Below are 23,801 nucleotides of genomic sequence, written 5' to 3'. Positions count from 1 at the left end.
AATCAGACAACGGACCAAAGGGCGACAATGGGCATCGGCAGCGACGTGATGGAGGGGCTGGGCCTGGGCGACCCGGTGGTGCGCATCGGGGTGACCGGCCTCAGCCGGGCGGGCAAGACGGTGTTCATCACCGCGCTGGTGGCGAACCTGCTGGAACGCGGGCGCATGCAGGCCCTGCGCGCGGCGGCCGACGGGCGGCTCAAGGCCGTTTGGCTGCAGCCCCAGCCCGACGACACCATCCCGCGCTTCGACTTCGAACGCCATCTGGCGGCGCTGACGGGTCCGGAGCCGCATTGGCCCGACGGCACGCGCCATGTCAGCCAGCTGCGCCTGTCGCTGCGGCTGGAGGGGGGCGGGTTCTTGGGCCTGCGCGGCAGCCGCAACCTGCATCTGGACATCGTGGACTATCCCGGCGAATGGCTTCTGGACCTGCGCCTGATGGAGCGGGATTTCGCCCAATGGTCGGCCGAGGTGCTGGAGCGCATCGCCGACCGCCCCGGCGCCGACCGATTCCTGGCCGCGCTGGCGGGCCTGCCGCGCGACGATGCCTTCACCGAACCCATGGCCCAGGATCTGGCCGACATCTATACCGCGCATCTGAACGCGGCGCGCGATGCGGGCTGGTCGGACTGCACGCCCGGCCGCTTCCTGATCCCCGGAGAGCTGGCCGGGTCGCCCGCGCTGACCTTTGCCCCCCTGCCCCCCGACCTGCAGGCCACGCGCCTTGGGCGGGAATTCCGCCGCCGCTTCGACGCCTATAAATCCCGCGTGGTGCGGCCCTTCTTCCGCGACCATTTCGCCCGGATCGACCGGCAGGTGGTGCTGGTCGACGTGCTGGGCGCGATCCATCAGGGGCCCCGCGCGGTCGAGGACATGCGCCGCGCCATGGCCGACATCCTGTCGGCCTTCCGCCCCGGTCGCGCGGGCTGGCTGGGCCAGCTCCTGGGCACCCGGCGGGTCGAGCGCATTCTGTTCGCGGCGACCAAGGCCGACCATCTGCACCACATCCAGCACAACCGCCTGACCGCGATCCTGTCGGCGATGCTGCGCGAGGCCCGCGACCGCGCCGATTTCCAGGGCGCCCGGACCGAGGCCATGGCCATCGCCGCCGTGCGCGCCACGACCGAGGACGTGATCGCCCAGCCCGACGGCGACCTGCCCGCCGTGCGCGGCCGGCTGATCGACGGGCGTCAGGCGGCCTTCTATCCCGGAGAGCTTCCGGCCGACCCCTCGGCGCTGCTGAACCCGGCGCGGCAGGGGGCGCAGGCCTGGCTGGACGCGGATTACGCGATCATGAACTTTGCCCCCGCGCCCCTGACGACCCGGCCCGGCGACGGGCCGCCCCATATCCGGCTGGACCGCGCCGCCGAATTCCTGATCGGAGACCGCCTGTGACCGATGCCCCCAAGCGCCCGCGCGGCCCGATCCTGATGACGCTGGAGGACGGCCCGGCCGCCGCCCGCACCCGCCCGGCCCAGCACGAAGCGCGCCCCGACGCGGCCCCCAGCCCCGCCGACGCGCCGGTGATCGACGCCAGCGACGCAGCCCTGCCGCAGCCGCGCACCATGCAGATGGTCACGCGCCTGGTCGGGCGCCCGCCCTCGCGGCTGACGCGGCTGTTCCTGAATGCGGGGGCGGCGCTGTTCACCTTCCTTCTGGGCGTGGCGGCGCTGGATTTCATCAACGGGCTGCTGACGCGCTATCCGCTGCTGGGCTGGGTGGCGGTGGGGCTGTTCACGCTGTTCACGCTGGCGGCCCTGGGCATGGCCTTGCGCGAATGGCGGGCGTGGCGGCGCATGGCGCGCATCGATGCGCTGCAACGCCAGGCCGGCGCCGCGCTGGCCGAGGAGGGGCTGGATCAGGCCCGCGCGGTCACCGACGGCCTGGTCGCACTTTACGCCAAGCGCCCCGAGATGGAGTGGCAGCGTCAGCGCCTGGCCGACCGCCGGGCCGAGACCTTCGATCCGCGTGCCCTGCTGACCCTGGCCGAGGCCGAGTTGCTGGCCGGCCTGGACCAGCAGGCGCGGCGCGAGATCGAGGCCGCGGTGCGCACCGTCGCCGCGACCACCGCGCTGGTGCCGCTGGCCCTGGCCGACGTGGCGGCGGCACTGGCCGCGAACCTGCGCATGATCCGCCGCATGGCCGAGATCTATGGCGGGCGTGCGGGCGCGGTCGGCGGCTGGCGGCTGGCGCGGACGGTGATGACGCATCTGATCGCCACGGGCGCGGTCGCGGCGGGCGACGACCTGGTCCAGACGATGGCCGGCGGCGGCATCCTGTCGAAACTGTCGCGCCGCTTCGGCGAGGGGCTGGTGAACGGCGCGCTGACCGCCCGCGTGGGCATCGCCGCAATGGAGGTCTGCCGCCCGCTGCCCTTCCTGGCGCAGCCGCGCCCCAAGGTCGGCAACCTGGTCAGCCGTGCGGTGACCGGCCTATTCGGCAGCGACGACCGCCCCTGACGGGCCTCAGGGCGCCTCGGCGGGCAGGTCCGGGGTTTCCGTGGCACTCTCCGGGGCGGTGGCATCGGCCTCGATCAGGCGGTTGTCCTGCCATTCGCCCGAGGCGACCTGGCCCGTGGCATAGCGCATGACGCCCTGCCCCTGACGCTTGCCCGCCGCGAAGGTCCCCTCATAGCGGTCGCCATTGGCATAGGTCGCGACGCCTGTGCCGTCGATCTCTCCGGCCTTCCAGCCGCCCTCGTAGAGGAACCCGTCCGGCGTCGTCAGGCGGCCCTGCCCCTCGCGCAGCCCGTTGACGAAGCTGCCGGTATAGACCGTGCCGTCGGGATAGGTGGCCTGCCCGTCGCCATGGCGCTGCCCGTCCTTCCAAGCCCCGGAATAGACATAGCCGTCGGGATAGGACATCCGCCCCTGCCCATGGTTGCGGGCGTTGCGGAAGCCCCCCTCATAGACCATGCCATTGGCGTAGGTGGCCTTGCCGTCGCCTTGGATGACGCCCTCGGACCATTGGCCCTCATAGGTCGATCCGTCGGCATAGGTGATCTTGCCGGTGCCGTCGGGGCGGTCGGCGCGCATCTGGCCCAGATAGACCGACCCGTCGGGATAGGTGATCTGCCCGCGGCCCTCCATGCGCCCCTGCGCCCATTCGCCGACATAGACATAGCCGTCCGCCCCGGTGAAGGTGCCCTGCCCGTGGCGGCGGTCATCGGCGAAATCGCCGTCATAGACGTCGCCGTTGGCATAGGTCGCGACGCCCTTGCCCTGACGGCGCCCGGCTTCCAGCTGTCCCTCGTAGCGGTCGCCCGTCGGCTGGACCAGGACGCCCGTGCCCGACATCTGGCCCGCCGCCCAGACCCCCTCGTAGGTCAGCCCGTCGGCCATCACCAGCTTGCCCTGACCGGCCCGCTGCCCGGCCAGCATCGCCCCCTCGTAGGTGGCGCCGTCGGGATAGGTGATCTTGCCCTGCCCCTCCTTGACGCCCGCGTTCCAGTCGCCCTCGTAGCGATAGCCGTTGGCCTGCGTCAGCACGCCCCGCCCCTGGTGCAGGCCGCGCGCGAACTGCCCCTCGTAGACCGATCCGTTGGCATAGCGGGCGACGCCCTCTCCGGTGATCTCGCCCTCGACCCAGGCCCCCTCGTAGGTGCCGCCATCGGCATAGGTGATCTTGCCCTGGCCATGCGGCTTGCCGCGCGCGAACTGGCCCTCGTAGACCGAGCCGTTGGGAAACTCCGCCCGGCCCTGGCCCATGATCTGGCCCTCGACCCAGTCCCCTTCATAGCGGTAGCCGTTCGGCAGGACATAGCTGCCCTGGCCGTGCTGCAGCCCGTTGCGGAAGGTGCCCTCGTAGACGCCGCCATCGTCGTACTGCTTGGTGACGACCTGGGCCGCCAGCGGGCCCGCCAGGATCGCCCATGCCAGAACCGTGCCGATTGCCGCTTTCATCGCCTGTCGCCCCTTACGGTGTTTTGCCGCAGGTTTACCCCGGAAGGCCGCCCGGCGCAAAGCCCGACTTTTCCTCTCGGCCCCGATCCGCTATCCCGGTCGCACGCCACAGGAGAGCCAGCATGACCGACCGTTTCCGCCTGACCATCGGCCAGCTGAACGCCACCGTGGGCGATCTGGAGGGCAACGCCGCCCGCGCCCGCGACGCGTGGGAAGAGGCCCGCGACGCCGGTGCCGACATGCTGGCCCTGCCCGAGATGTTCATTACCGGCTATCAGACCCAGGACCTGGTGCTGAAGCCCGCCTTCACCGCCCAGGCCGAGGACGCGATCATGGCGCTTGGCACCGCGCTGACGGGCGGTCCGGCCATCGGCATCGGCGGGCCGTGGCGCGACGGTGGCAGGCTCTACAACGCCTGGTGGGTATTCCGGGACGGGGCGCTGGTCGCGCGGGTGCTGAAGCATCACCTGCCCTACAAGCAGCTGTTCGACGAACTGCGCCTGTTCGACAGCGGCCCGATCAGCGGCCCCTATCCGGTGGGCGCGGCCCGCATCGGCAGCCCGATCTGCGAGGACAGCTGGTACCCGGACGTGGCCGAGACCCTGGCCGAGACCGGGGCCGAGATCCTGGTCGTGCCGAACGGCAGCCCCTATCACCGCGACAAGCTGGACCTGCGCATGGGCCACATGGTCGGCCGCGTGGTCGAGACGGGCCTGCCCCTGGTCTATGTGAACATGGTCGGCGGCCAGGACGACCAGATCTATGACGGGGCCAGCTTCGTGCTGAACCCCGGCGGCCACAAGGTCGTGCAGCTGCCCGCCTTCCAGGAGGCGGTGGTGCATGTCGATTTCACCCGGCAGGCCGATGGCTGGCGGGCCGAACCCGGCCTGATGGACCCGCAGCCCGACGCGTGGGAGCAGGATTATCACGCGATGATGCTGGGCCTGCGCGACTATCTGCGCAAGTCGGGCTTCCGCAAGGTGCTGCTGGGCATGTCGGGGGGCATCGACTCTGCGCTGGTCGCGACCATCGCCTGTGACGCGATCGGGGCGGAGAACGTGCGCTGCGTGATGCTGCCGTCGGAATACACCTCGCAGGCCAGCCTGGAGGACGCCGCCGACTGCGCAACGCGGCTTGGCGCGCGGCTGGACACCGTGCGCATCGACGGGGCGCGCGACGCGGTGGGGGATGCGCTGGCGCATCTGATGGAGGGTACCAGCCCCGACATCACCGAGGAGAACATCCAGTCCCGCCTGCGCGGCGTGATGCTGATGGCGCTGTCCAACAAGTTCAACGAGATGCTGCTGACGACCGGCAACAAGTCCGAGGTCGCGGTGGGCTATGCCACCATCTATGGCGACATGGCGGGCGGCTATAATCCGATCAAGGACCTCTACAAGACGCGGGTGTTCGAGACCTGCCGCTGGCGGAACGCCAACCATCGCGACTGGATGATGGGCGCGCCCGGAGAGGTGATCCCGCAGCGGATCATCACCAAGCCGCCCTCGGCCGAACTGCGCCCCGATCAGCGCGACGACGACAGCCTGCCCCCCTATGAGGTGCTGGACGCGATCCTGGACGGGCTGGTGGAACAGGACCAGTCGCTGGCCGATCTGGTCGCGCGGGGGTTCGATGCGGACACCGTGCGGCAGGTGGAAAAGCTGCTCTATGTCAGCGAATGGAAGCGGTATCAGGCCGCACCCGGGCCGCGCATCTCGACCCGCGCCTTCTGGCTGGACCGGCGCTATCCGCTGGTGAACCGCTGGCGCGACCGGCTGTAGGGGCCTCAGATCAGGCGGCGGGGCGGCGCGGGGCGGCTGGCCTGCAGCACGTCCAGCATCTCGGGGAAGCCCTGGGCCACATCGGGCATGCCCGCGACCGCATAGGCGGTCTGGCCCAGCCCCGCGTAATGCACGATCGTGCCGCCATGCCGGGTCAGCCGGGCCTCGAAGAAGGCGCAGGAGATCAGGCAATCGTCGCCGATGCGCCGCGATTCGGAGCGGGGCGCCCGCCCCCGCGCGGCGTCCATCAGGCGCAGCGTCAGCTGATCGGGACGCAGGGGCCGGTGCATGTAGCGCGCCAGCGTCGCGGCCAGGTGAAACTCAAGATCGGGCGACAGCGCGATCCGGCTTTCGCGCATGCCCTCGACCACCAGGTCGCGTGCGGCAGAGAGATAGCTGTCCATCGTGAACGTTCCGACAAGTCGGACCGAACCGCCGGTCCGATGGATCAAGTCTGCCTCAGTCCCGCCACGGGTCAAGTCCCCGCATCGGGCCGATCCCTCTGAAAGCGGGGGATTTCCCCTCAAGTTTTTCCGATCCGGCGATCCCGGCCCGCCTCTGCCCGAAACCGGGCACCCCATGAAAAAGGCCCGCGACGAATCGCGGGCCTGACGGGTCGCCGTGCGGTGCGACCTTATTCGGCGGGCATCGCCTCGACCGAGATGCGCACCTCGACCTCGTCCGACACGGCGGGGGCGAACATGCCGGCGTTGAAGTCGCTGCGCAGCAGGGTCGTGGTCGCGTCGAAGCCCAGCCAAGGCTTGTTCTCCATCGGGTGGGTGCCCTGCTGGTTCAGCGTGGTGTCCAGCACGACCTCCTTGGTGACGCCGTTCAGGGTCAGATCGCCGGTGATCAGCGCGGTGGTGTCGCCGGTGACCTCGATGCCGGTGGACTTGAAGGTCACCTCGGGGGCGGCACCATCGGCGCCGAAGAAGTCGGGCGACAGGAAATGCTCGTCACGGCCCGCAAAGCCGGTCATCAGCGACGCGACGGGGAACGTCGCCTCGACCGAGGATGCGGCCGGGTCCTCGGCGTCGAACATGATCGTGCCGGTGATGTCGCCGAACATGCCGGTCGTGGTCGAGAAGCCCAGGTGGCTGTAATCGAACACGATCTGGCTGTGCGAGGTGTCCAGGCTGTAGGCCTGCGGCTCGGCCAGGGCGGCTCCGGCGACGAGGGCGAAGGTGGCGGTCAGGGCGGTGGTCTTCAGCATCGGGAAACTCCGTTGGGTTATGGCCGCACCATCCTTGGATGCGGCCCCTGAGGCAACTGGCGATGGGCGAACAGGACCTGTCATCCTGCGCACATCTGCGTGGGATCAGCGTGTGGCGGTCAACGCCACGGTCAGGTCCACCTGAAAGCCGACCGTGCTTTCGTCGGCATAATCGGCGCCGACCTGCCAGTCGCGGCGGTCCATCACCGCCTGGCCCTGCATCTGCGCCACGCCGTCGGTGATGGTCAGCCGGAACGGCAGGGTGACGGGCATCGTCTGGTCGCGCAGGCGCAGCGGGCCTTCGGCGACATAGCCCTCGCCCTCGGGGCGGATCGTGCCCTCGAAGACGGCGGTCGGGTGGGCCGCCACGTCGAAGAAGGCCGCACCCTTGGCCTGGTCGGTGACGGTGCCGATGGTGACGCTGTCCATGTTGATGGTGACGGTGACCGCGCCCGCGCCGGTCTCGGGGTCGAAATCGATGGCGGCGGTCCAGTCCGAGAAGCCGCCCGTCACGGTCGATCCCATCTGGCGCACGGCAAAGCCCAGATCGCCCTGGGTCACCCGCCATTCGGAGGCCGCCTGCTCCAGCACCGCCGCGGGCGCCGTCTCGCGCGGGGCGGTGGCCAGGGCATAGGCCGCGCCCGCGCCGAAGACCGCCACCGCCACCAGCGCCGGCAGCGCGTGGCGCGCGACGATGCCGCGCCCGGCGGGCAGGCCCCGCGTCATCCGCCCCAGCACGCCGTCGCGGTCGATCACCGCATGCTTGATGGCGCCCGCGACGTGCAGGACCACCGACCCGATCAAGAGGAAGGCGAAGACGTGATGCACCTCGGCCATGACCGTGGCCAGGGCGGGCGATTTCGGGACCAGCGGCAGCCCCTGGCCCAGGGGCCAGAGGATCGGCGCGAAGCCGTCGGTCGCGGCATGCTCGATCCAGCCCGTCACCGGGACCAGCACCATCGACCCGTAGAGCGTCCAGTGCACCGCCTCGGCCAGCAGGGTCTCCAGCCGGCGTTCGGGATGGACGGGGGCGGGGCGGGTCTGGCTCAGCGCCCATGCGATGCGCGCCAGCGCCACGACCAGCGCCGCGACGCCAAGCGTCTTGTGCAGCGAGAAGACCTGCACCTTGAGCGCCATCTGCTCCAGCGGGATGCGCTCGGCCCAGAGGCCCAGGGCGATGTTGGACAGGATGATCAGGGCGGTCAGCCAGTGCAGGCCGCGCGCGACGCTGCCATAGCTGGTGGAGGTGTTGGTGCGCATGGGACGGGCCTTCGCTGCGGTTTCCCGTCCCTGATAGCGCGGATTGCGGCGGCGCGGCACTGGTCTGGCCGCACAACGCCTGTGCGGGCGGTCACAAATCGACGACCCGCCCCTCGGTCATGGCCTGCTGCGCGGCCAGGCCCATGCGCACGGCCCAGATGCCGTCCTGGACGCTGACCTCGGGGCTGGTGCCGCCCGCGCGGACCATCTCCAGGAACCGGCGGTGCTGATAGAAGGTCGAGCCGTTGTGGTCGCCCGCCTCCAGCAGGGTCGGATCGACGGGGATCTCCTCCAGCCGCGGCCCCTTGGGATCGCGCGGCGAGACGATCACCTGCGCCACCGGCGGCGCGCCCAGATGATCGGGCCAGAAGCGGGTCGGGCCGGGCACGAAGGCCTCGATCTTGCCCTCCGGCCCCATGGCGGCGATCTCCTCCTGCCAGCGGGCGCCCTCCGCGAACATGCACAGCTCCAGCATGGCGCGTACGCCGTTGGCGAACTCGACCGCGACATAGCCGTGATCGAAGATGTCGGGCACGCGGCCCTCGTGGCGCTCGTCCAGATGGTTCACGGCCTGGCTGCCCGTGGCCATGACGCGCACCGGATCGGCGCCGATGGCCAACCGCATCAGGTCGAAGAAATGGCAGCATTTCTCGACGAAGGTGCCGCCGGTCTGGTCGTTGAAGCGGTTCCAGTGACCGACCTTGGACAGGAACGGATAGCGGTGCTCGCGGATGCTCAGCATGCGGATGCCGCCGGTCGCCGCCTGGACATGGCGCAGCCAATGCGCCACCGGCGGCATGTAGCGGTATTCCATCGCCACCCAGATCGGCGCCCCGTGGCGCGCGGCCAGATCGGCGACCGCGGCCGCGTCACGCGGATCGGTGAACAGCGGCTTCTCGACCAGCACCGGCAGCGGGCGGGATGCCGACACGGCCTGCAGCTGTTCAACATGACGGTGATTCGGGCTGGCGATCAGCAGGCAGTCCAGGTCGGTCCGTGCCAGAAGCGCCGCGACGCTGTCGACCATCTGCGCGCCGGGCGCCAGTGCGGCCGCCCGCGCGCGCATCCGCGCGTCGGGTTCGAAGATGGCGCCGATGGCGGTGCCGGGCAGCAGCGCGATGTTGCGCAGATGCTCCTGCCCCATCATCCCGCAGCCGATCACGCCATAGGTGATCGTCCGGTTGTCCTCAATGGTCATGATCTCTCCTCAGACAAGGCGCTGCACGTAGAGCGCGCGGTCGCTGTCGTACCAGGTGCGCGAAAACTCGACCGCGCCCGGGGCCTGGGCCCAGGACAGCCGCCGGATGAAGGGGGTGACGCTGCCCGGAGGCGGCGCGAATTCGGGCGGCGCCCAATCGGGGACGCGGCCCAGGCCCACGCGGTCCTCGGCGCGGGTGATCCACAGCTTCAGCGCGCGCTTGTAGGTCAGATAGAGCGAATCCTGCACCATCTGCGGCGGAATCTCTCCGGCGCCGCCGTCCAGCCAGATCTCCTCGACCGCGATGGGGGTGTCGTCCAGAAAGCGCAGGCGCCGGAACCGCGTCGCCCGGCGCGAGGTGCCATAGGCGGGCTGGTCGGCATCCTTGTCCAGCGTCTCGACCGACAGCAGCTGCGCCCGCGGCAGCCCGCCGCCGCCCTGCGCATGCTCCAGCCGGAACATCGAATAGACGGCCCGCGTCGGCGCGCCCGCGCGGATGTAGTTGCCCGAGCCCTGCCGACGCTCCAGCAGGCCTTGGGCCTCCAGCTCGGCCAGGGCCTTGCGCAGGGTGCGCACGGTGGTGCCGTGATCGGCGGCCATGCGCCGTTCGGGCGGCAGGCGCTGGCCGTCGGCCAGCCGCCCCGCGCCGATCTCGCGGATCATCATCTCGCTGATCTGCAGATGGACGGGCAGCGCGTCGCCGCGCTGTCCGGCCTGCGCGTCCGCGCGGTCATCCCCTGCCCCGACCATGGTGACACCCCAGAATTGATGCACCATTGATCTACAACATGGGCTGCGTTATGCAAGGTCAAATCCGCCGTCGTCCTGGGAGGGAAGCATGACCGTCGTCCCCGTCACATCCGCCGATCTGGACGCCGTGGAGGTCGCGTGGTTCGCGGCGCTCTGTTCGGACGACTATCGCCATCTGGGCGTGCCGGACGGCGCGCTGCGATCGTCCTGGGCGCATTGCAGCGACATCGTGCGCACCGCCGAACGGCAGGGATTCGGCAACATCCTGTGCCCGTCCAGCTATCAGGTCGGACAGGACACGCTGTCCTTCGTGGCGGGCTGCGCGCCCATCACCGAGCGCATCAACATGCTGGCCGCGATCCGCTGCGGAGAGATGCAGCCGATCATGCTGGCGCGCACCGTGGCCACGCTGGACCACATGCTGGAGGGCCGGCTGACGCTGAACGTGATCAGCAGCGACTTTCCCGGCCAGCAGGAGCCCAGCCCCTTCCGCTATCAGCGGTCCCGCGAGGTGGTCGAGATCCTGAAGCAGGCCTGGACCCAGGACGAGATCAACTATCAGGGCCAGGTCTACAACTTCAGCGGACTGACCACCGACCCGGCGCGCCCCTATCAGCAGGGCGGGCCGATGCTCTATTTCGGCGGCTACTCCCCCGACGCGCTGGACCTCTGCGGGCAGCATTGCGACGTCTATCTGATGTGGCCCGAAAAGACCGAGGACATCGCCGAGCGGATGCGCGCCGCCCATGCCGCGGCCGAACGGCACGGGCGCACGCTGGATTACGGCTTCCGCGCCCATGTCATCGTGCGCGACACCGAGGCCGAGGCCCGCGAATATGCCCGCGAACTGGTCAGCCGGCTGGACGACGAACAGGGCCGCGCGATCCGCGAGCGGGCGCTGGACGCGGGCTCGCTTGGCGTCAGCCATCAGGCGCGCAACCGCGAGCTGGCCGACCTGGAGGGCTATATCGAGCCGGACCTGTGGACCGGCATCGGCCGGGCGCGGTCGGGCTGCGGCGCGGCCATCGTCGGATCGACCGACCAGGTCCTCAACAAGCTGGAGACATTGCGCCGCATGGGCATCCGGGCCTTCATCCTGTCGGGATATCCGCATATCGAGGAGGCCGACCACTTCGGCAGCCGCGTGCTGCCCCAGATGAACACCTGCCAGCTGAACCGGGTCTGGGGCCGCGTGCCCGACCAGCCCCCGGCGACCCCGCTGGCCGCAGGCGAAAGGCGCTGAGGATGATGGAACGCGTGACACTGGCGGGGGATGTGACCCTGTCGCGGCTGGTCTATGGCATGTGGCGGATCGGCGACGACGCCGACACCACGCCCGCCCATGTGCAGGCCAAGATCGAGGCCTGCCTGGAGCAGGGCATCACCACGATGGACCAGGCCGACATCTATGGCGCCTATACCGCCGAAGCCATCCTGGGGGACGCGCTGCGCGCGGCGCCCGGCCTGCGGGACCGGATCGAGATCGTCAGCAAATGCGACATCGTGGCGCCCATCGGCAAATACGCGGACGCGCCCTGCAAGCATTACGACACCTCGCCCGAACATATCCGCGCCTCGGTCGAGAACTCGCTGCGCGATCTGGGCACCGACCGGATCGACCTGCTGCTGATCCACCGCCCCGACCCGCTGATGGACCCGGACGCGACGGGTGCGGCGCTGGACGCGCTGGTCGCCTCGGGCAAGGTGCGCGCGGTGGGCGTGTCGAACTTCCGTCCCTGGGACGTGGAGCTGCTGCAGGACCGCATGACCACGCGCCTGGCCACCAACCAGATCGAGATCTCGCTGGCGGCAATGTCCTCCTTCACCGACGGCGACCTGGCCTTCCACCTTCGCCGCCGCGACCCGGTCATGGCCTGGTCGCCCCTGGGCGGCGGCAGCCTGATGACCGGCGACGGACCGGTGGCGGCGGTGCTGGACCGGCTGGCCGCGCAGCACGACACCGACCGCGCGGCGGTGGCGGTGGCCTTCCTGCTGCGCCATTCCGCGACGATCCTGCCGGTGCTGGGCACCAACGCGCTGTCGCGCATCGCCCGCATCGGCGATGCCTGCCGCGTCAAGCTGAGCCGGGTCGAGTGGTTCCAGCTCTACGAGGCGGCGCTCGGGCGCGAGGTCGCATGACCCCGGCCGGGCCGCAGGGCTTCGTCCCCGATGCGCAGAACGGGCGGCTGCTGCGCGACGCGTTCGGCCGTTTCGCGACCGGGGTGACGCTGGTCACCGCGGCCGGGCCCGAGGGCTGCACCGCCATCACCGCGAACAGCTTCTCCTCCATCTCGATGGAGCCGCCGCTGATCATGTGGGCGCCCGCGCGCGCCAGCGCCCGTTTCGCGACCTTCGCGGCGGCCGAGCATTTCGCGGTCCATGTGCTGGCCCGGGACCAGGCCGACCTGGCCTGGGCGGTGGCGCGCAACCGCGACGCGCTGGACCACCACCCGCTGCAGCGCAACGACCAGGGCGTCCCGGTCCTGGACCGGTGCCTCGCGCGGTTCGACTGCGCCACCCATGCCCTGCACGAGGCGGGCGACCACATGATCGTGCTGGGCCGCGTCCTGCGGGCCCAGCTCTCGGACGGCGAGCCGCTGGCCTTCTTCGGCGGCCAGATCGCCGGCATCACCCGCGGCTGAGCGCCGCGCCGCAGACCCGTCAAGGAGGGGCCGCCCGTGGCCGTGCCGACTTTCCCGCCCCTGGCCCCGCGCGTCCGTGCGCTGGCGCCCGGCCTGATGCTGGCGGTGACCGTCGCCATGGCCGCGCAGTTCCTGTCGGGCCATTACGGCGCCCCGGTCATGCTGATGGCGATCCTGCTGGGCATGCCGCTGCATTTCCTGACCGAGGACGACCGCGCCGCCCCCGGCATCGACTTTGCCGCGCGCGGGTTGCTGCGCACCGGGGTGGCGCTGCTGGGGCTGCGGGTGTCGCTGGACATGGTCGCCGCGATCGGCTGGCCCTTCGTGGCGCTGGTCGCGGGGTCGGTGGCGACGGTGATCCTGGGCTCGGTCGCGCTGGCGCGCAGGCTGGGCCAGGACCGCGCCTTCGCCCTGCTGACCGGGGGGTCGGTGGCGATATGCGGCGCCTCGGCCGCGATGGCCATCGCCTCGGTCCTGCCCGCCCGCGCGCAGGCCGAGCGCGACCTGTCCTTCACCGTCATCACGGTCACGGTGCTGTCCACCGTGGCGATGATCGCCTATCCGATGCTGGCCGCGGGGCTGGGCCTCGACGCCCATCAGACCGGGCTGTTCCTGGGCGCGACCATCCATGACGTGGCCCAGGTCGTGGGCGCGGGCTATTCCGTCTCCGAGGATACCGGCGACGTGGCCACGGTGGTCAAGCTGATCCGCGTGACGCTCCTGGCGCCCGTGGTGCTGATCGCCGCGCTGGCCCTGCGCCGCGCCAGCCCCGCCGGAGAGGCCCGCCCGCCCCTGCTGCCGGGCTTCGTGGTGGCCTTCCTGGTGCTTGCGGCGCTGAATTCGGCGCATCTGGTGCCGCAGGCGGTGGGCGAGGCGGCCTCGGTCCTGTCGCGGGCGCTGCTGGTCGCGGCGGTGGCCGCGGTCGGCATGAAGACCGCGCTGGCCCGCATGGCGCAGGTCGGCGCCGCGGCCATGGGCATGCTGCTGGTGCAGACCGCCACGCTGGCGGTGCTGATCGCGGTGCCGCTGCTGTGGGATCTGGTCTGAGGGCGTTGTCCCCGGCCCCGCTTTCGGGCCATCTGGTCCGGCAAGGAGGGACGATGGCCTTTCATCTGGACGAATTCCTGCCCTATCGCCTGACGATCGCGGCCCAGCAGGTCAGCCGCCGGCTGGCGCGGCTTTACGCCGGCGAAGGGCTCAGCGTGCCGGAATGGCGCGTGCTGGCGCATCTGAACCATTCGGGCGCGGTCAGCGTGCGCGACGTCCACGACCGCGTCAGCCTGGACAAGTCGGTCGTCAGCCGCGCCGCCACCCGGCTGGACCGGGCGGGCCTGCTGCGAAAGTCCGTCGATGCGGGCGACCGCCGTCTGGTCGCGCTGGCGCTGACCCCCGAGGGGCGCGAGCTGATGGCCCGTCTGTCGGTGCTGGCCGAGGCGTTTCAGGCGCAGCTGATGGCGGAGCTGGGCCCGGAGGCCGCCGCGACGCTGACTGCGCTGGAGCGGCTGTCGCGCTATCCCGACGATGCGGGGGACGTGGGGCACGAATGAAAGGGGCCGGGCGCATGGCCCGGCCCCGTGGATCGGTGGTCGCGAAGGATCAGCCCTCGCCGTCGGTCTCGGCGCCGCCATCGGCGTCCTGACCGGCCTCGCCGCCCTCGGGCGCGGGGATCGCGGCCTCGGCAGGGATGGTCTCGTTCACCGGGTCGACGTCATCGCCCTCGACCGATGCGGTCGGCGTGTCCAGCGGCTGCTGGTCCTGGCCGCTGAAGTTGCTCGAGGCGGGCGTCTCGCTCGGCGGCTCGTCGCCGTCGGTGGCCGGGACCGCGTCGGTGGTGGCGGCCGTGGTCGCGGCATCCGCCGTGCCCATGCCGGTCGTGGCCGGGGCGGCAGGCTCGACGCCGTCGACCAGCACCAGCGTGCCGTCCGCGGCGCTGAAGACCATCTCGGTCGGCAGGCCGCCACGCTCGCCGGTCACGACCAGCGTGTCGTCGGCGCGGGTGATGACCAGGTTCTCGTAGCCCTGCTCGGTCAGGGCGGTGATCACCTGCTCGTCGGTGTCGGTTCCCTGCAGCGTCGGGAACTGGACCTCGTCCATGGTGGTCAGTTCGGCGGGCGGGGTCGCGGTCTGGGCATAGGCGGTGCCTGCCATCAGGGCGGCCAGCACGGCGGCCTTGCCACCCATCTTCAGCGCATTGATCGGATTGGTCATCGGAAGCTCCTATTCGGTTACGTCGTCTGTCCTCGGTCGTCGTGCGGTTCTGTCCGCCATCTGGGGGATCAACCGGGACGGCACAGGGCGGTTCAATCACGAGGCCGTCATGACCGTCGCCCTGCCGGTCAAGCGAACGTGCGCGCCGGACCGGGGCGCGGGCGGTGACGGGATGGAACCCGCGCCTTCGCGCCGATCACGGCACGTCGTTCCGGCAACAGCTTGCCGGAAAGCCGCGCCACAGCGCGCAAGGTCGGGCCATCCGGGCCGCGCCACCCTAATGTCATCGGCGACGCGTCCTGGTCATCGGGCCAGGCTGCGCGACAGACGTGAAAGGAAACGACATGATCCGCACCCTGACCATGGCCGCCGGCCTGGGCCTTCTGCCCCTAGCGACGCTGGCGCAGGACACGCCCGCCCCGGATGCGGCGCCCGCCGCCCCCGAGGCTCCGGCCGCGACCGCCCCTGCCGATCCGGCCGCGACCTACGAGGCCGCCCGCAATCAGCTGGGCATCCTGCAATATTGTCAGGAGCAGGGCTTCAGCGGCCCCGAGGCCGTCGAGGCGCAGGGCCGGCTGGTGGCGCTGCTGCCCGAGGGGGATGCCGCAACCGGCGACGCGGCCGAGGCGAAGGGCGCCGAGGGCACCGTGTCGATCGGCGGCACCGAGGTGACCCTGTCCGAGGCCGTCGAGGCCCGCGGCAGCACCGTCGAAGCCACCTGCCAGCAGATCGAGGCCGCCGTGAACGAGATCGCCCCGACCCTGCCCGCGGGCTGACCCGCTGCGCTAGGGCCGCTCCTGCGGCCCCGGCTCATCCGCAACCAACGGCGCGGTCACCAGCCGCGCCGTTTCGTTGTCCTCGGCCTGCGCGCCGATCTCGACCAGCTCGCGGGCCTCGTCCTCGTCGTCATCCGTCAGCGCGGGGGGCGTGTCGCCCGCCAGGAAGTTGCCGAACTTCTCCCATCCCGGAACGTGGTCGCACAGCACCCGCATCACGACCAGCACCGGCACCGCGATGATCATGCCGATCACCGACCACAGCCACGCCCACAGCGCCACCGCCAGGAACACCACCACCGTGTTCATCTGCAGCCGCCGCGAGACGAAATAGGGCGTGATGATCTGCCCCTCCAGCGAGGTCAGCATCAGATAGGACCCCGCCACCATCGCGGGCCAGAAGACGCCGGGCATCACCACCAGCGCCACGATGGCCGACATGGTCACGCCCAGGATGGCGCCCAGATAGGGGATGAAGTTCAGCAGGAACGCCCCGATCCCGAACAGCAGCGGCCCCGGCATGCCCCAGGCCCACATGGTCAGCCCGACCGCCAGGCCCAGCCCCGCATTGATGATGGTGATGGCACCCAGATAGTTGCCAAGCGAATCCTCGATCTGGCGCAGTGCCAGATAGGCGCCGCGCTTGTCACGCATCCGGTCGAAGCTCTGCACGATCTTCAGGTACAGAAGGTCCCCCGACGCGATCAGGAAGAACAGCAGGATCAGCGTGAAAAGCACCTGACCGATCAGCAGGGGCGCCATCTGCATCACCATGCCCAGGGTGGTCTGGCCCTGCTGCTCGACGCGGATCGCGGGACGCGCGCCCTCCTCGGGCGAGGCGCTCTGGACCTCGTCGATCTGGCGGGCGGCGTCGCGCAGGTCGCTGAGACTGTCGCGGACATTGTCGAACTTCTGCTCCAGCTGCGCGCTGATGATCGGCATGTTGCCCATCGCGCGGCTCAGCGGACCGCTGGCGGCATAGGCGATGACCGCCACGACCAGCAGGATCGACAGCGTGATCCCCGCCGCGGTGGCCGCGTCCGGAACCCCGCGCCGTTCCGCCAGCCGCCGCAGCGGCGTGAAGACGAAGAACAGCAGCATCGCCATGGTCACCGGCATCAGAAAATCGCGACCCGCCGCGATGGCCGAGAAGGACACGATCAGGAAGATCCCGATCACCGCCCAGTTCGCCAGCACCGGAACCTTGCTGTTCTCCTTCTGGGCAAAGCGTGGAAACATATGCCCCTGCGAACCCGGCATGCCCCATATCCCCCGACTGATCCGTCCTGATCGACGCTGCCCCCCGGCATGCGCCCGGCCATGGCGCGCCCTGCGACGCGACGATGCCCATTCGGCGTGCAAACGCGAACGGCGGCCCGGATGTTCCGGGCCGCCGTCGCGGGAACGCCCGAAATCGGACGCATCGGTTCAGTGCGGACGGGTCAGATCGGGTTGTCGCCGCGCGCGTCGATGACGCGGGTGGGCAGGCCCATCTCTCCCAGCAGCTCCAGGAAGGGCCGCGCGGGCAGGTCCTCGACATTGGCCATGGCCTTCACGTCCCACGGCCCGCGCGCGATCAGGATCGCCGCCGCGACAGGAGGCACGCCCGCGGTATAGCTGATGCCTTGGCTGCCGACCTCCTCGAAGGCCTCCTTGTGGTCGGCGACGTTGTAGATGAAGACCTCGGCCTCCTTGCCGTCGTGGGTGCCGCGGACCAGATCGCCGATGCAGGTCTTGCCCTCATAGTCGGGGGCCAGGCTCGCCGGGTCGGGCAGCACGGCCTTGACCACCTTGAGCGGCACCACGTCGGTGCCGTCGGCCAGCGTGACCGGCTGTTCCGACAGCAGGCCCAGCTTCTGCAGGACGGTGAAGACGTTGATGTAATGCTCTCCGAACCCCATCCAGAAGCGCACGTCGGCATCCGGATAGCGGGCCGACAGGCTGTGGACCTCGTCATGGCCGGACAGATAGGCGGTGCGCTTGCCCACGACGGGCAGGTCCCATTCGCGGCCGACCTCGAACATGCGGTTCTCCTGCCAGGCGCCCTTCTGCCAGGAATAGACCGTGCCGGTGAACTCGCGGAAATTGATCTCGGGGTCGAAATTCGTGGCGAACCAGCGGCCATGGCTGCCCGCGTTGATGTCCACGATGTCGATGCTGTCGATCCGGTCGAAATACTCGTCCTCGGCCAGGCGCGCATAGGCGTTCACCACGCCCGGATCAAAGCCCGCGCCCAGCACGGCGGTGATGCCGGCCTTGGCCACGTCCTCGCGACGCTTCCATTCGTAATTGCCATACCAAGGCGGCGTCTCGCAGATCTTGGCCGGATCCTCGTGGATCGCCGTGTCGATATAGGCGGCGCCCGCGCGGATGCAGCCCTCAAGGACGGTCATGTTGATGAAGGCCGTGCCCACGTTGATGACGATGCCCGCATCCACCTGCCGGATCAGCGCCTCGACCGCGTCCGCGTCCATCGCGTCCAGCGCGTGGCTGGTCCAGGCCATGTCATGGCCCTTCTCGCGCAAGGACTGGATGATCGCGTCGGCCTTGGCCTGCGTGCGGTTCGCGATGTGCAACTCGCCGAACTCGGCCGCCCATTGCGCGACCTTGTGGGCCGTGACCTGGGCCACGCCGCCCGCACCGATGATGAGCACGTTCTTCTTCGCCAATTCTGTCTCCTTCAGGTGGCAGAGGATGGGTGGCCTCAGGACAGGCTGCCTTTGTATTCGTCGTAACCGAAGCTGCGGACGGTGCGGATCGTTCCGTCCTCCTCGCGGCGCGCGATGGCGGGCATGGCGACGCCGTTGAACCAGTTCTTCTTGACCATCGTGTATCCGGCCGCGTCCTGGATGCTGACCCGGTCGCCGATCCGCAGGGGCCGGTCGAAGCCCGCCTCTCCGAAGATGTCGCCCGCCAGACAGGTCTTGCCCGCGATCTGATAGCGGTGGTCACCCTCCTGCGGCAGGCGGGCGTCCTGGCGATAGATCAGCAGGTCCAGCATGTGCGCCTCGGTCGAGCTGTCCACGATCGCCACGGGCTTGCCGGTGTCGATGATGTCCAGGACGCTGACCTCCAGCGTGGTGGTGTTGGTGATACTGGCCTCTCCGGGCTCCAGATATGCCTGCACGCCGAAGCGGTCCTGGAAGGCCTTCAGCCGGTCGGCCAGCCGGTCCAGCGGATAGCCCTCGCCGGTGAAGTGGATGCCGCCACCCAAGGACACCCAGTCCAGGCGCTTCAGGATGGCGCCGAACTCGGTCTCGATCCGGGTCAGCTGGTGGTCGAACAGGTCGAAATCGCTGTTCTCGCAATTGTAGTGGATCATTACGCCGCTGATGCGGTCCAACGCGCTTTCCAGCCGCTCCACGTCGCCCTCGCCCAATCGGGAGAACGGCCGCGCCGGATCGGCCAGATCGAAGCCGCTGGTCGAGAAACGCGGGTTCAGCCGCAGGCCGGTCGCGATGCCCGCAGCCTTGGCGCCGAAGCGGTCCAGCTGCGAGAGGCTGTTGAAGATGATCTTGTCGGCGTAACCCACCGCCTCGTCGATCTCGTGATCGGCCCAGGCCACGGAATAGGCGTGGGTCTCCTTGCCGAAGGTCTCATGGCCCAGGCGCAGCTCATAGAGCGAGGAGGACGTGGTCCCGTCCATGTAGTCGCGCATCAGGTCGAAGACCGACCAGGTGGCGAAGCATTTCAAGGCCAGCAGCGCCTTGGCGCCCGATGCCTCGCGCAGCCGGGCCACCTTCTCCATGTTGGCGCGTAGGCGGGCCATGTCGATCAGGTAATGCGGCGTCTGCGGCAGGGTCATGGTCAACCTTACGTCAAGGAACACGGGAGGGGTGGGCGGTCGCGAAGCCGCGATATAGCCACGCCCCCCGGTCTTCGCAAGGAAACATGACGCGCCGGTGACGGCGGGTGGGCCCGTCAGGCGCCGCGCAGGTCGGCCGCCAGGCGGCGCAGCTCGCGCTTGACCAGCTCCAGCTCGGCGCGCAGGGCCGCGACCTCGGCGGCCATGTCCTCGTCCAGGGGACGGCCCGCCACCAGGGACAGCCGGGCCAGCGTCCGGCCCGCATCGGTCGCGTCGCCCTCGACCCCCTCGGGGACCGCCTTCAGCAGCAGCGTCTGCACCCCGTCGGACAGGACCGATCCGGGCAGCGCGACCTCGACCCGCCAGGCCCGCTCGCCGTCGGGGGTCAGCCGGGCCTCGGCCAGGACCTCGGCGTGCTGGATCAGCAGGACGCGGGCGGGGGGCTGGTCCGGGCCGGTCAGCCGGCCGCGCCAGACGCCCCCCTTCAGACCGTGGCTGTCGAATGTCGGCATCGCGGATTCCTCAGATCTGGGCGCGGGGATGGCGCGACAGGATCACGTCGCGCAGCACGACCGCGTTCATGTAGGGCGCCTCGAAGATCAGGTCCAGCCAGGCCTTGTCCACCGTCCGCTGCGACAGCTCGGCATAGCCCAGGTCGAATTCCACCACGCGGTCGCAGTTCCGCCCGGCAATCGGGTCGCCCATCTGGCGCAGGATGGTCTCGGTGTTCGGGCCCTGCTGGATGTTCAGCCGGGCATAGACGACGATCGGACGTTCCGCCTGCAGGGTCGATGCCAGCCGGACGATGTGATGCGTCCCCAGCTCCTCCAGCATCTCGGGGGGCAGGGTCAGCGAGAAGGACAGGAAGCTGCCCGAGAACCCCATCATCTCCAGTGCCAGGCCGTAATCGGTCAGGTCCGTCGCGCGGCGGTTGCGCGACTGGCGCAGGATCAGGGCGCGTTCGGGGCAGTCGTGGAACAGCGCGACCTCGTCGGACAGCCAGCGGCCGTTGTCGGGGGCGACCAGGGCGGCGGAGGCGATCGGCACCGTCATGACCTGCGGCCGCCAGCGCCGGTCCGTGCCCGCGGGCAGGTCCATGCGCGGCAGCGAATCGCGCGGGCCCAGGGACCGCGCATCCGCCAGGCGGATCACCTGCGACAGGTCGCGATGCAGGGCGTCGGCTTCGTCCCGCAGGGACTGGGGCAGCGGCCCGGGCTGCTGGCGCGTGCGGCGCAGGATCCGCGCCCATTGCCGGGCGGCACTGGCGCGGATGCGGCGCGCCAGCCAGCCGCGATCAGGCCGCGCCATGGTGCCCGGCCTGGATGGATGCGCGCCGCGGCACGGTCTTCTGCGGGACAAGGCGACGATTCGTCATTCGGTTCAGCCCGTTGGGTTCGTTTCATGGATAGACCGCAGGCTCGCATCGGACAAGCCTGCCGATCAGGCCGTCAGCGCGTCCAGCCGCGCGGCGCAGCGGAAATCGGCCTCCGTCAGCCCGCCCGCGTCATGGGTGCTGAAGCTCACCGCGCAATAGCCCCAACCGAAGGCGATGTCGGGATGGTGCCCCTCGCGGTTGCCCAGCCAGGCGGCCAGGTTGGCCATCTCGACCGCGCCGGCAAAGCCCTTGAAGGCAAAGCGGCGGGTGATGGCGCGCCCGTCCTCCGACAGGGTCCAGCCGGTCAGGGCGTCCAGATGGCGGGCGATCTCGTCCTCGGTCATGGGGGTGGCTCCTTTCATGGGTGTCACGTCACAGCAGGGGCGAGGCCAGCGCGCAGGCATTGTTGCGGATGCGCCGCAGCGCCGACCAGCCGCGCACCTCCTCCAGGCTCAGCGCGCGCGCTCGCTCGACATAGCTGGCCTGCCGCGCGTCCAGCGCCGCCACGAATTCGGGGTCGAAGACGGCCATGTTGACCTCGTAGTTCAGCTCGAAGCTGCGCCGGTCCAGGTTCGCGCTGCCGATCATGGCCATGCGCCCGTCCACGGTCAGGATCTTGGAATGCAGCAGCCCCCCCTGGAACAGCACCAGCCGCACCCCCGCGGCCAGCAGACCGTAATAGAACCCCTCGCTGGTCGCGCCGACGATCAGGCTGTCGTTGCGCGCAGGCAGGATCATCGTCACCTGCACCCCGCGCCGCGCCGCCGCCCGGATCGCCGCGTCCAGCGCGTCGTCGGGCACATAATAGGGCGTGGTGATGATCACCCGGTCGCGCGCGGCGTGCAGCATGGCCGACAGGCAGTCGCTGACGCTGCCCGCGCGCAGGTCGGGGCCGGTCGCCACCACCTGCGCCACGATGCCCGGATCGGCCTGGGGCGCCACCGGCTGCAGCATCGGTCCCAGGTCGCGGCCGGTATAGCTCATCCAGTCGGCCAGAAAGACCGCCTGCAGCTGGCGCACCGCCGGGCCGCGCACCGAGACGAGGATGTCCACCCAGGGCGCGAAGCGGGCCTTGATGCGGAAGGCCATGTCGGCACAGTTGCGGCTGCCGGTGAAGGCCAGCCGGTTGTCGATCACCAGGATCTTGCGATGGTTGCGCAGGTCCAGCCGCTGGAACAGCACGCTGATGAAGGGCAGGCCCCAGGGAAAGGCCGTCACGCATTCCACCCCCGCCTGCGCCATGCGGTCCCACAGCGCCGACCGCACCAAGAGCCGCGAGCCGAGCGCATCGACGATCACCCGGCACTGCACGCCGCGATCCTCGGCACGCATCAGCGCCTCGGCGATCTTGGTGCCGCTGGCATCGGGCAGCCAGATGTAGAACAGCACGTGTATGTGATCCTGCGCCCCGTCGATGGCCGCGACCAGATCGTCGATGGCCCCGTCGCTCTCCTCCAGCAGGCTCAGCACGTTGCCCGCCCGGGCCTCCATGCCGCCGACCGAGGCATTGGCCGCGATCACCGGCCCGGCCGGGTCGTCGCGGTCGGGCCGCACCATCGGCAGGCCCGGGTCGCGCCCGGTCAGGCGGTCGCGCACGTCGGCCATGCGCTGCACCTCGGCCTGGCTCATGCGGACCTCGCCGAACAGCAGATAGGCCAGGATCCCCAGCAGCGGCACCGCCTCGACCACCATGATCCAGGCCAGCCGGACCGAGGGTTCGATGCGCGGACGCATCAGCACGCGGGCGATGATCACCAGCGACAGCGTCGTATGCGTCAGGAAGAACAGCGTGGCCCACATGGCCCGCATCATCCGCGCGCCCCCCGGCAATTGCAATTCCCCCCGTCGCGGCCTATCTGGGGGCCTGAAACAGCCAAGGCCATTCGCGATGAACTGGATCACGAACTATGTCCGCCCGCGCATCAATTCGCTCTTCTCGCGGCGCGAGGTCCCCGAGAACCTGTGGACCAAATGCCCGGAATGCGGGACGATGCTGTTCCATCGCGAACTGTCGGACAACCTGAACGTCTGCACGACCTGCGACCACCACATGGCGATCACGCCGCGCGACCGCTTTGCCGCGCTGTTTGACGGCGGCGCCTTCGTCGAGGTCAAGGTCCCCGACCCCATCGCCGACCCGCTGCAGTTCCGCGACCAGAAGAAATATCCCGACCGGATGAAGGCCGCGCAGAAATCCACCGGCGAGAAGGAGGCCATGCTGGTCGCCGAGGGCGAGATCGGCCGCACCCCCATCGTCGCCGCCGCCCAGGATTTCAGCTTCATGGGCGGGTCGATGGGCATGTATGTGGGCAACGCCATCGTGGCGGCCGCCGAACGCGCGGTCCAGTCGGGCAAGCCGCTGGTCCTGTTCTCCGCCGCGGGCGGGGCGCGCATGCAGGAGGGCATCCTGTCGCTGATGCAGATGCCCCGCACCACCGTCGCGGTGGAGATGCTGCGCGAGGCGCGCCTGCCCTACATCGTCGTGCTGACCCATCCGACCACCGGCGGCGTCACGGCCAGCTATGCGATGCTGGGCGACATCCAGATCGCCGAGCCGAACGCCCTGATCTGCTTTGCCGGTCCCCGCGTGATCGAGCAGACCATCCGCGAGAAGCTGCCCGAGGGCTTCCAGCGCGCCGAATACCTGCTGGAACACGGCATGCTGGACCGGGTGACCCATCGCAAGGCGCTGCGCGACGAGCTGATCGGCGTGCTGCGCATGCTGGGCGGCCTGCCGACCGCGACGCGCGCGGACCTGCCCGCGCCCGCGGCCCCCTCCGCGGCGGCCGATGCCCCCGCCCCGGCGGCCGCGACCCCGCTGGCGGCGCCCAAGGCCGCCACGCCGACCCCGGCCGAATAAGCCCCTCCTGACCCACGTCGGCGCTCCGGGG

24 protein-coding genes are annotated in these 23,801 nt (G+C 70.1%); 10 read left to right on the top strand and 14 right to left on the bottom strand.

Annotated elements, in window-relative coordinates; translation table 11 throughout:
* Positions 1–27: 27 nt before the first annotated feature.
* Together AACG61_RS01955 and AACG61_RS01950 are read left to right on the top strand one after the other, a co-directional pair.
* The gene (locus AACG61_RS01955) at positions 28–1,395 is read left to right on the top strand and encodes a YcjX family protein (RefSeq protein ID WP_411838345.1); all 1,368 of its coding nucleotides are present in this window, start codon (positions 28–30) and stop codon (positions 1,393–1,395) included.
* Entirely contained in the window at positions 1,392–2,459 is a 1,068-nt protein-coding gene (locus AACG61_RS01950; protein WP_411838343.1) for a YcjF family protein, read from the top strand. The genes AACG61_RS01955 and AACG61_RS01950 overlap by 4 nt, the downstream gene beginning before the upstream one ends.
* A 6-nt stretch (positions 2,460–2,465) precedes the next feature.
* Here the strand turns inward: AACG61_RS01950 and AACG61_RS01945 are convergent, their stop codons facing one another.
* Positions 2,466–3,902, bottom strand: a complete 1,437-nt coding sequence (locus AACG61_RS01945; RefSeq protein WP_411838342.1) for an MORN repeat-containing protein — start codon at positions 3,900–3,902, stop codon at positions 2,466–2,468.
* 122 nt (positions 3,903–4,024) lie between these two features.
* On the opposite strand from AACG61_RS01945, the gene AACG61_RS01940 reads away from it, so the two are divergent.
* On the top strand, positions 4,025–5,683 hold the full coding sequence (locus AACG61_RS01940) for an NAD+ synthase (protein ID WP_411838341.1): 1,659 nt from the start codon (positions 4,025–4,027) through the stop codon (positions 5,681–5,683).
* Positions 5,684–5,688: 5 nt separating this feature from the next.
* Here the strand turns inward: AACG61_RS01940 and AACG61_RS01935 are convergent, their stop codons facing one another.
* From AACG61_RS01935 to AACG61_RS01915, 5 genes are all read right to left on the bottom strand, one after another.
* Positions 5,689–6,087, bottom strand: coding sequence for a hypothetical protein (locus AACG61_RS01935; protein ID WP_411838340.1), 399 nt, complete (start codon positions 6,085–6,087; stop codon positions 5,689–5,691).
* Positions 6,088–6,317: 230 nt separating this feature from the next.
* On the bottom strand, positions 6,318–6,896 hold the full coding sequence (locus AACG61_RS01930; protein ID WP_411838339.1) for a YceI family protein: 579 nt from the start codon (positions 6,894–6,896) through the stop codon (positions 6,318–6,320).
* Positions 6,897–7,001: 105 nt separating this feature from the next.
* Positions 7,002–8,156 (bottom strand): cytochrome b/b6 domain-containing protein, encoded by a 1,155-nt coding sequence (locus AACG61_RS01925; protein WP_411838337.1) that lies wholly within the window; start codon positions 8,154–8,156, stop codon positions 7,002–7,004.
* Between the two features lie 91 nt (positions 8,157–8,247).
* A complete protein-coding gene (locus tag AACG61_RS01920) occupies positions 8,248–9,354 on the bottom strand; it encodes a Gfo/Idh/MocA family protein (RefSeq protein WP_411838336.1) in 1,107 nt (368 codons plus the stop codon).
* A gap of 9 nt (positions 9,355–9,363) precedes the next feature.
* Entirely contained in the window at positions 9,364–10,104 is a 741-nt protein-coding gene (locus tag AACG61_RS01915) for a GntR family transcriptional regulator (protein ID WP_411839444.1), read from the bottom strand.
* 88 nt (positions 10,105–10,192) lie between these two features.
* Between AACG61_RS01915 and AACG61_RS01910 the strand changes: the two genes are divergently transcribed.
* From AACG61_RS01910 to AACG61_RS01890, 5 genes are read left to right on the top strand one after another with little or no spacing between them, the layout of a single operon-like run.
* Positions 10,193–11,347 carry an LLM class flavin-dependent oxidoreductase gene (locus AACG61_RS01910; protein ID WP_411838335.1) on the top strand — a complete coding sequence of 385 codons (1,155 nt, stop codon included), beginning with the start codon at positions 10,193–10,195 and terminating at the stop codon, positions 11,345–11,347.
* Between the two features lie 5 nt (positions 11,348–11,352).
* Positions 11,353–12,243, top strand: coding sequence for an aldo/keto reductase family oxidoreductase (locus AACG61_RS01905; RefSeq protein WP_411839443.1), 891 nt, complete (start codon positions 11,353–11,355; stop codon positions 12,241–12,243).
* A complete protein-coding gene (locus AACG61_RS01900; protein WP_411838334.1) occupies positions 12,240–12,746 on the top strand; it encodes a flavin reductase family protein in 507 nt (168 codons plus the stop codon). The genes AACG61_RS01905 and AACG61_RS01900 overlap by 4 nt, the downstream gene beginning before the upstream one ends.
* A 36-nt stretch (positions 12,747–12,782) precedes the next feature.
* Positions 12,783–13,793 carry a YeiH family protein gene (locus tag AACG61_RS01895; protein WP_411838333.1) on the top strand — a complete coding sequence of 337 codons (1,011 nt, stop codon included), beginning with the start codon at positions 12,783–12,785 and terminating at the stop codon, positions 13,791–13,793.
* 53 nt (positions 13,794–13,846) lie between these two features.
* The gene (locus tag AACG61_RS01890; RefSeq protein WP_411838332.1) at positions 13,847–14,293 is read left to right on the top strand and encodes a MarR family winged helix-turn-helix transcriptional regulator; all 447 of its coding nucleotides are present in this window, start codon (positions 13,847–13,849) and stop codon (positions 14,291–14,293) included.
* A gap of 49 nt (positions 14,294–14,342) precedes the next feature.
* Here the strand turns inward: AACG61_RS01890 and AACG61_RS01885 are convergent, their stop codons facing one another.
* Positions 14,343–14,954 carry a hypothetical protein gene (locus AACG61_RS01885; protein WP_411838331.1) on the bottom strand — a complete coding sequence of 204 codons (612 nt, stop codon included), beginning with the start codon at positions 14,952–14,954 and terminating at the stop codon, positions 14,343–14,345.
* A 344-nt stretch (positions 14,955–15,298) separates the two neighbouring features.
* Here AACG61_RS01885 and AACG61_RS01880 point away from each other — a divergent pair, with 344 nt between their 5' ends.
* On the top strand, positions 15,299–15,730 hold the full coding sequence (locus AACG61_RS01880) for a pore-forming ESAT-6 family protein (RefSeq protein ID WP_411838330.1): 432 nt from the start codon (positions 15,299–15,301) through the stop codon (positions 15,728–15,730).
* Between the two features lie 9 nt (positions 15,731–15,739).
* On the opposite strand, the gene AACG61_RS01875 is transcribed toward AACG61_RS01880, so the two are convergent.
* The 7 genes from AACG61_RS01875 to cls form a co-directional block, all read right to left on the bottom strand.
* Entirely contained in the window at positions 15,740–16,969 is a 1,230-nt protein-coding gene (locus AACG61_RS01875) for an AI-2E family transporter (protein WP_411838329.1), read from the bottom strand.
* Between the two features lie 203 nt (positions 16,970–17,172).
* Positions 17,173–18,399: a saccharopine dehydrogenase NADP-binding domain-containing protein gene (locus tag AACG61_RS01870; protein ID WP_411838328.1), complete on the bottom strand. Its 1,227-nt coding sequence runs from the start codon at positions 18,397–18,399 to the stop codon at positions 17,173–17,175.
* Between the two features lie 35 nt (positions 18,400–18,434).
* Positions 18,435–19,529: a carboxynorspermidine decarboxylase gene (gene nspC / locus AACG61_RS01865; RefSeq protein WP_411839442.1), complete on the bottom strand. Its 1,095-nt coding sequence runs from the start codon at positions 19,527–19,529 to the stop codon at positions 18,435–18,437.
* A gap of 122 nt (positions 19,530–19,651) precedes the next feature.
* Positions 19,652–20,047 (bottom strand): hypothetical protein, encoded by a 396-nt coding sequence (locus tag AACG61_RS01860; protein ID WP_411838327.1) that lies wholly within the window; start codon positions 20,045–20,047, stop codon positions 19,652–19,654.
* A 10-nt stretch (positions 20,048–20,057) separates the two neighbouring features.
* Positions 20,058–20,843 carry a DUF6478 family protein gene (locus AACG61_RS01855; RefSeq protein WP_411838326.1) on the bottom strand — a complete coding sequence of 262 codons (786 nt, stop codon included), beginning with the start codon at positions 20,841–20,843 and terminating at the stop codon, positions 20,058–20,060.
* A gap of 132 nt (positions 20,844–20,975) precedes the next feature.
* Positions 20,976–21,254, bottom strand: a complete 279-nt coding sequence (locus tag AACG61_RS01850; protein ID WP_411838325.1) for a 4a-hydroxytetrahydrobiopterin dehydratase — start codon at positions 21,252–21,254, stop codon at positions 20,976–20,978.
* A gap of 28 nt (positions 21,255–21,282) precedes the next feature.
* The gene (gene cls, locus AACG61_RS01845) at positions 21,283–22,722 is read right to left on the bottom strand and encodes a cardiolipin synthase (RefSeq protein ID WP_411838324.1); all 1,440 of its coding nucleotides are present in this window, start codon (positions 22,720–22,722) and stop codon (positions 21,283–21,285) included.
* A gap of 76 nt (positions 22,723–22,798) precedes the next feature.
* Here cls and accD point away from each other — a divergent pair, with 76 nt between their 5' ends.
* A complete protein-coding gene (gene accD / locus AACG61_RS01840; RefSeq protein ID WP_411838322.1) occupies positions 22,799–23,770 on the top strand; it encodes an acetyl-CoA carboxylase, carboxyltransferase subunit beta in 972 nt (323 codons plus the stop codon).
* Positions 23,771–23,801: the final 31 nt, after the last annotated feature.

This window comes from Paracoccus sp. ME4 (assembly GCF_046736325.1).
GTDB lineage: Bacteria > Pseudomonadota > Alphaproteobacteria > Rhodobacterales > Rhodobacteraceae > Paracoccus.
This window is presented reverse-complemented; position numbering and strand designations above follow the sequence as displayed.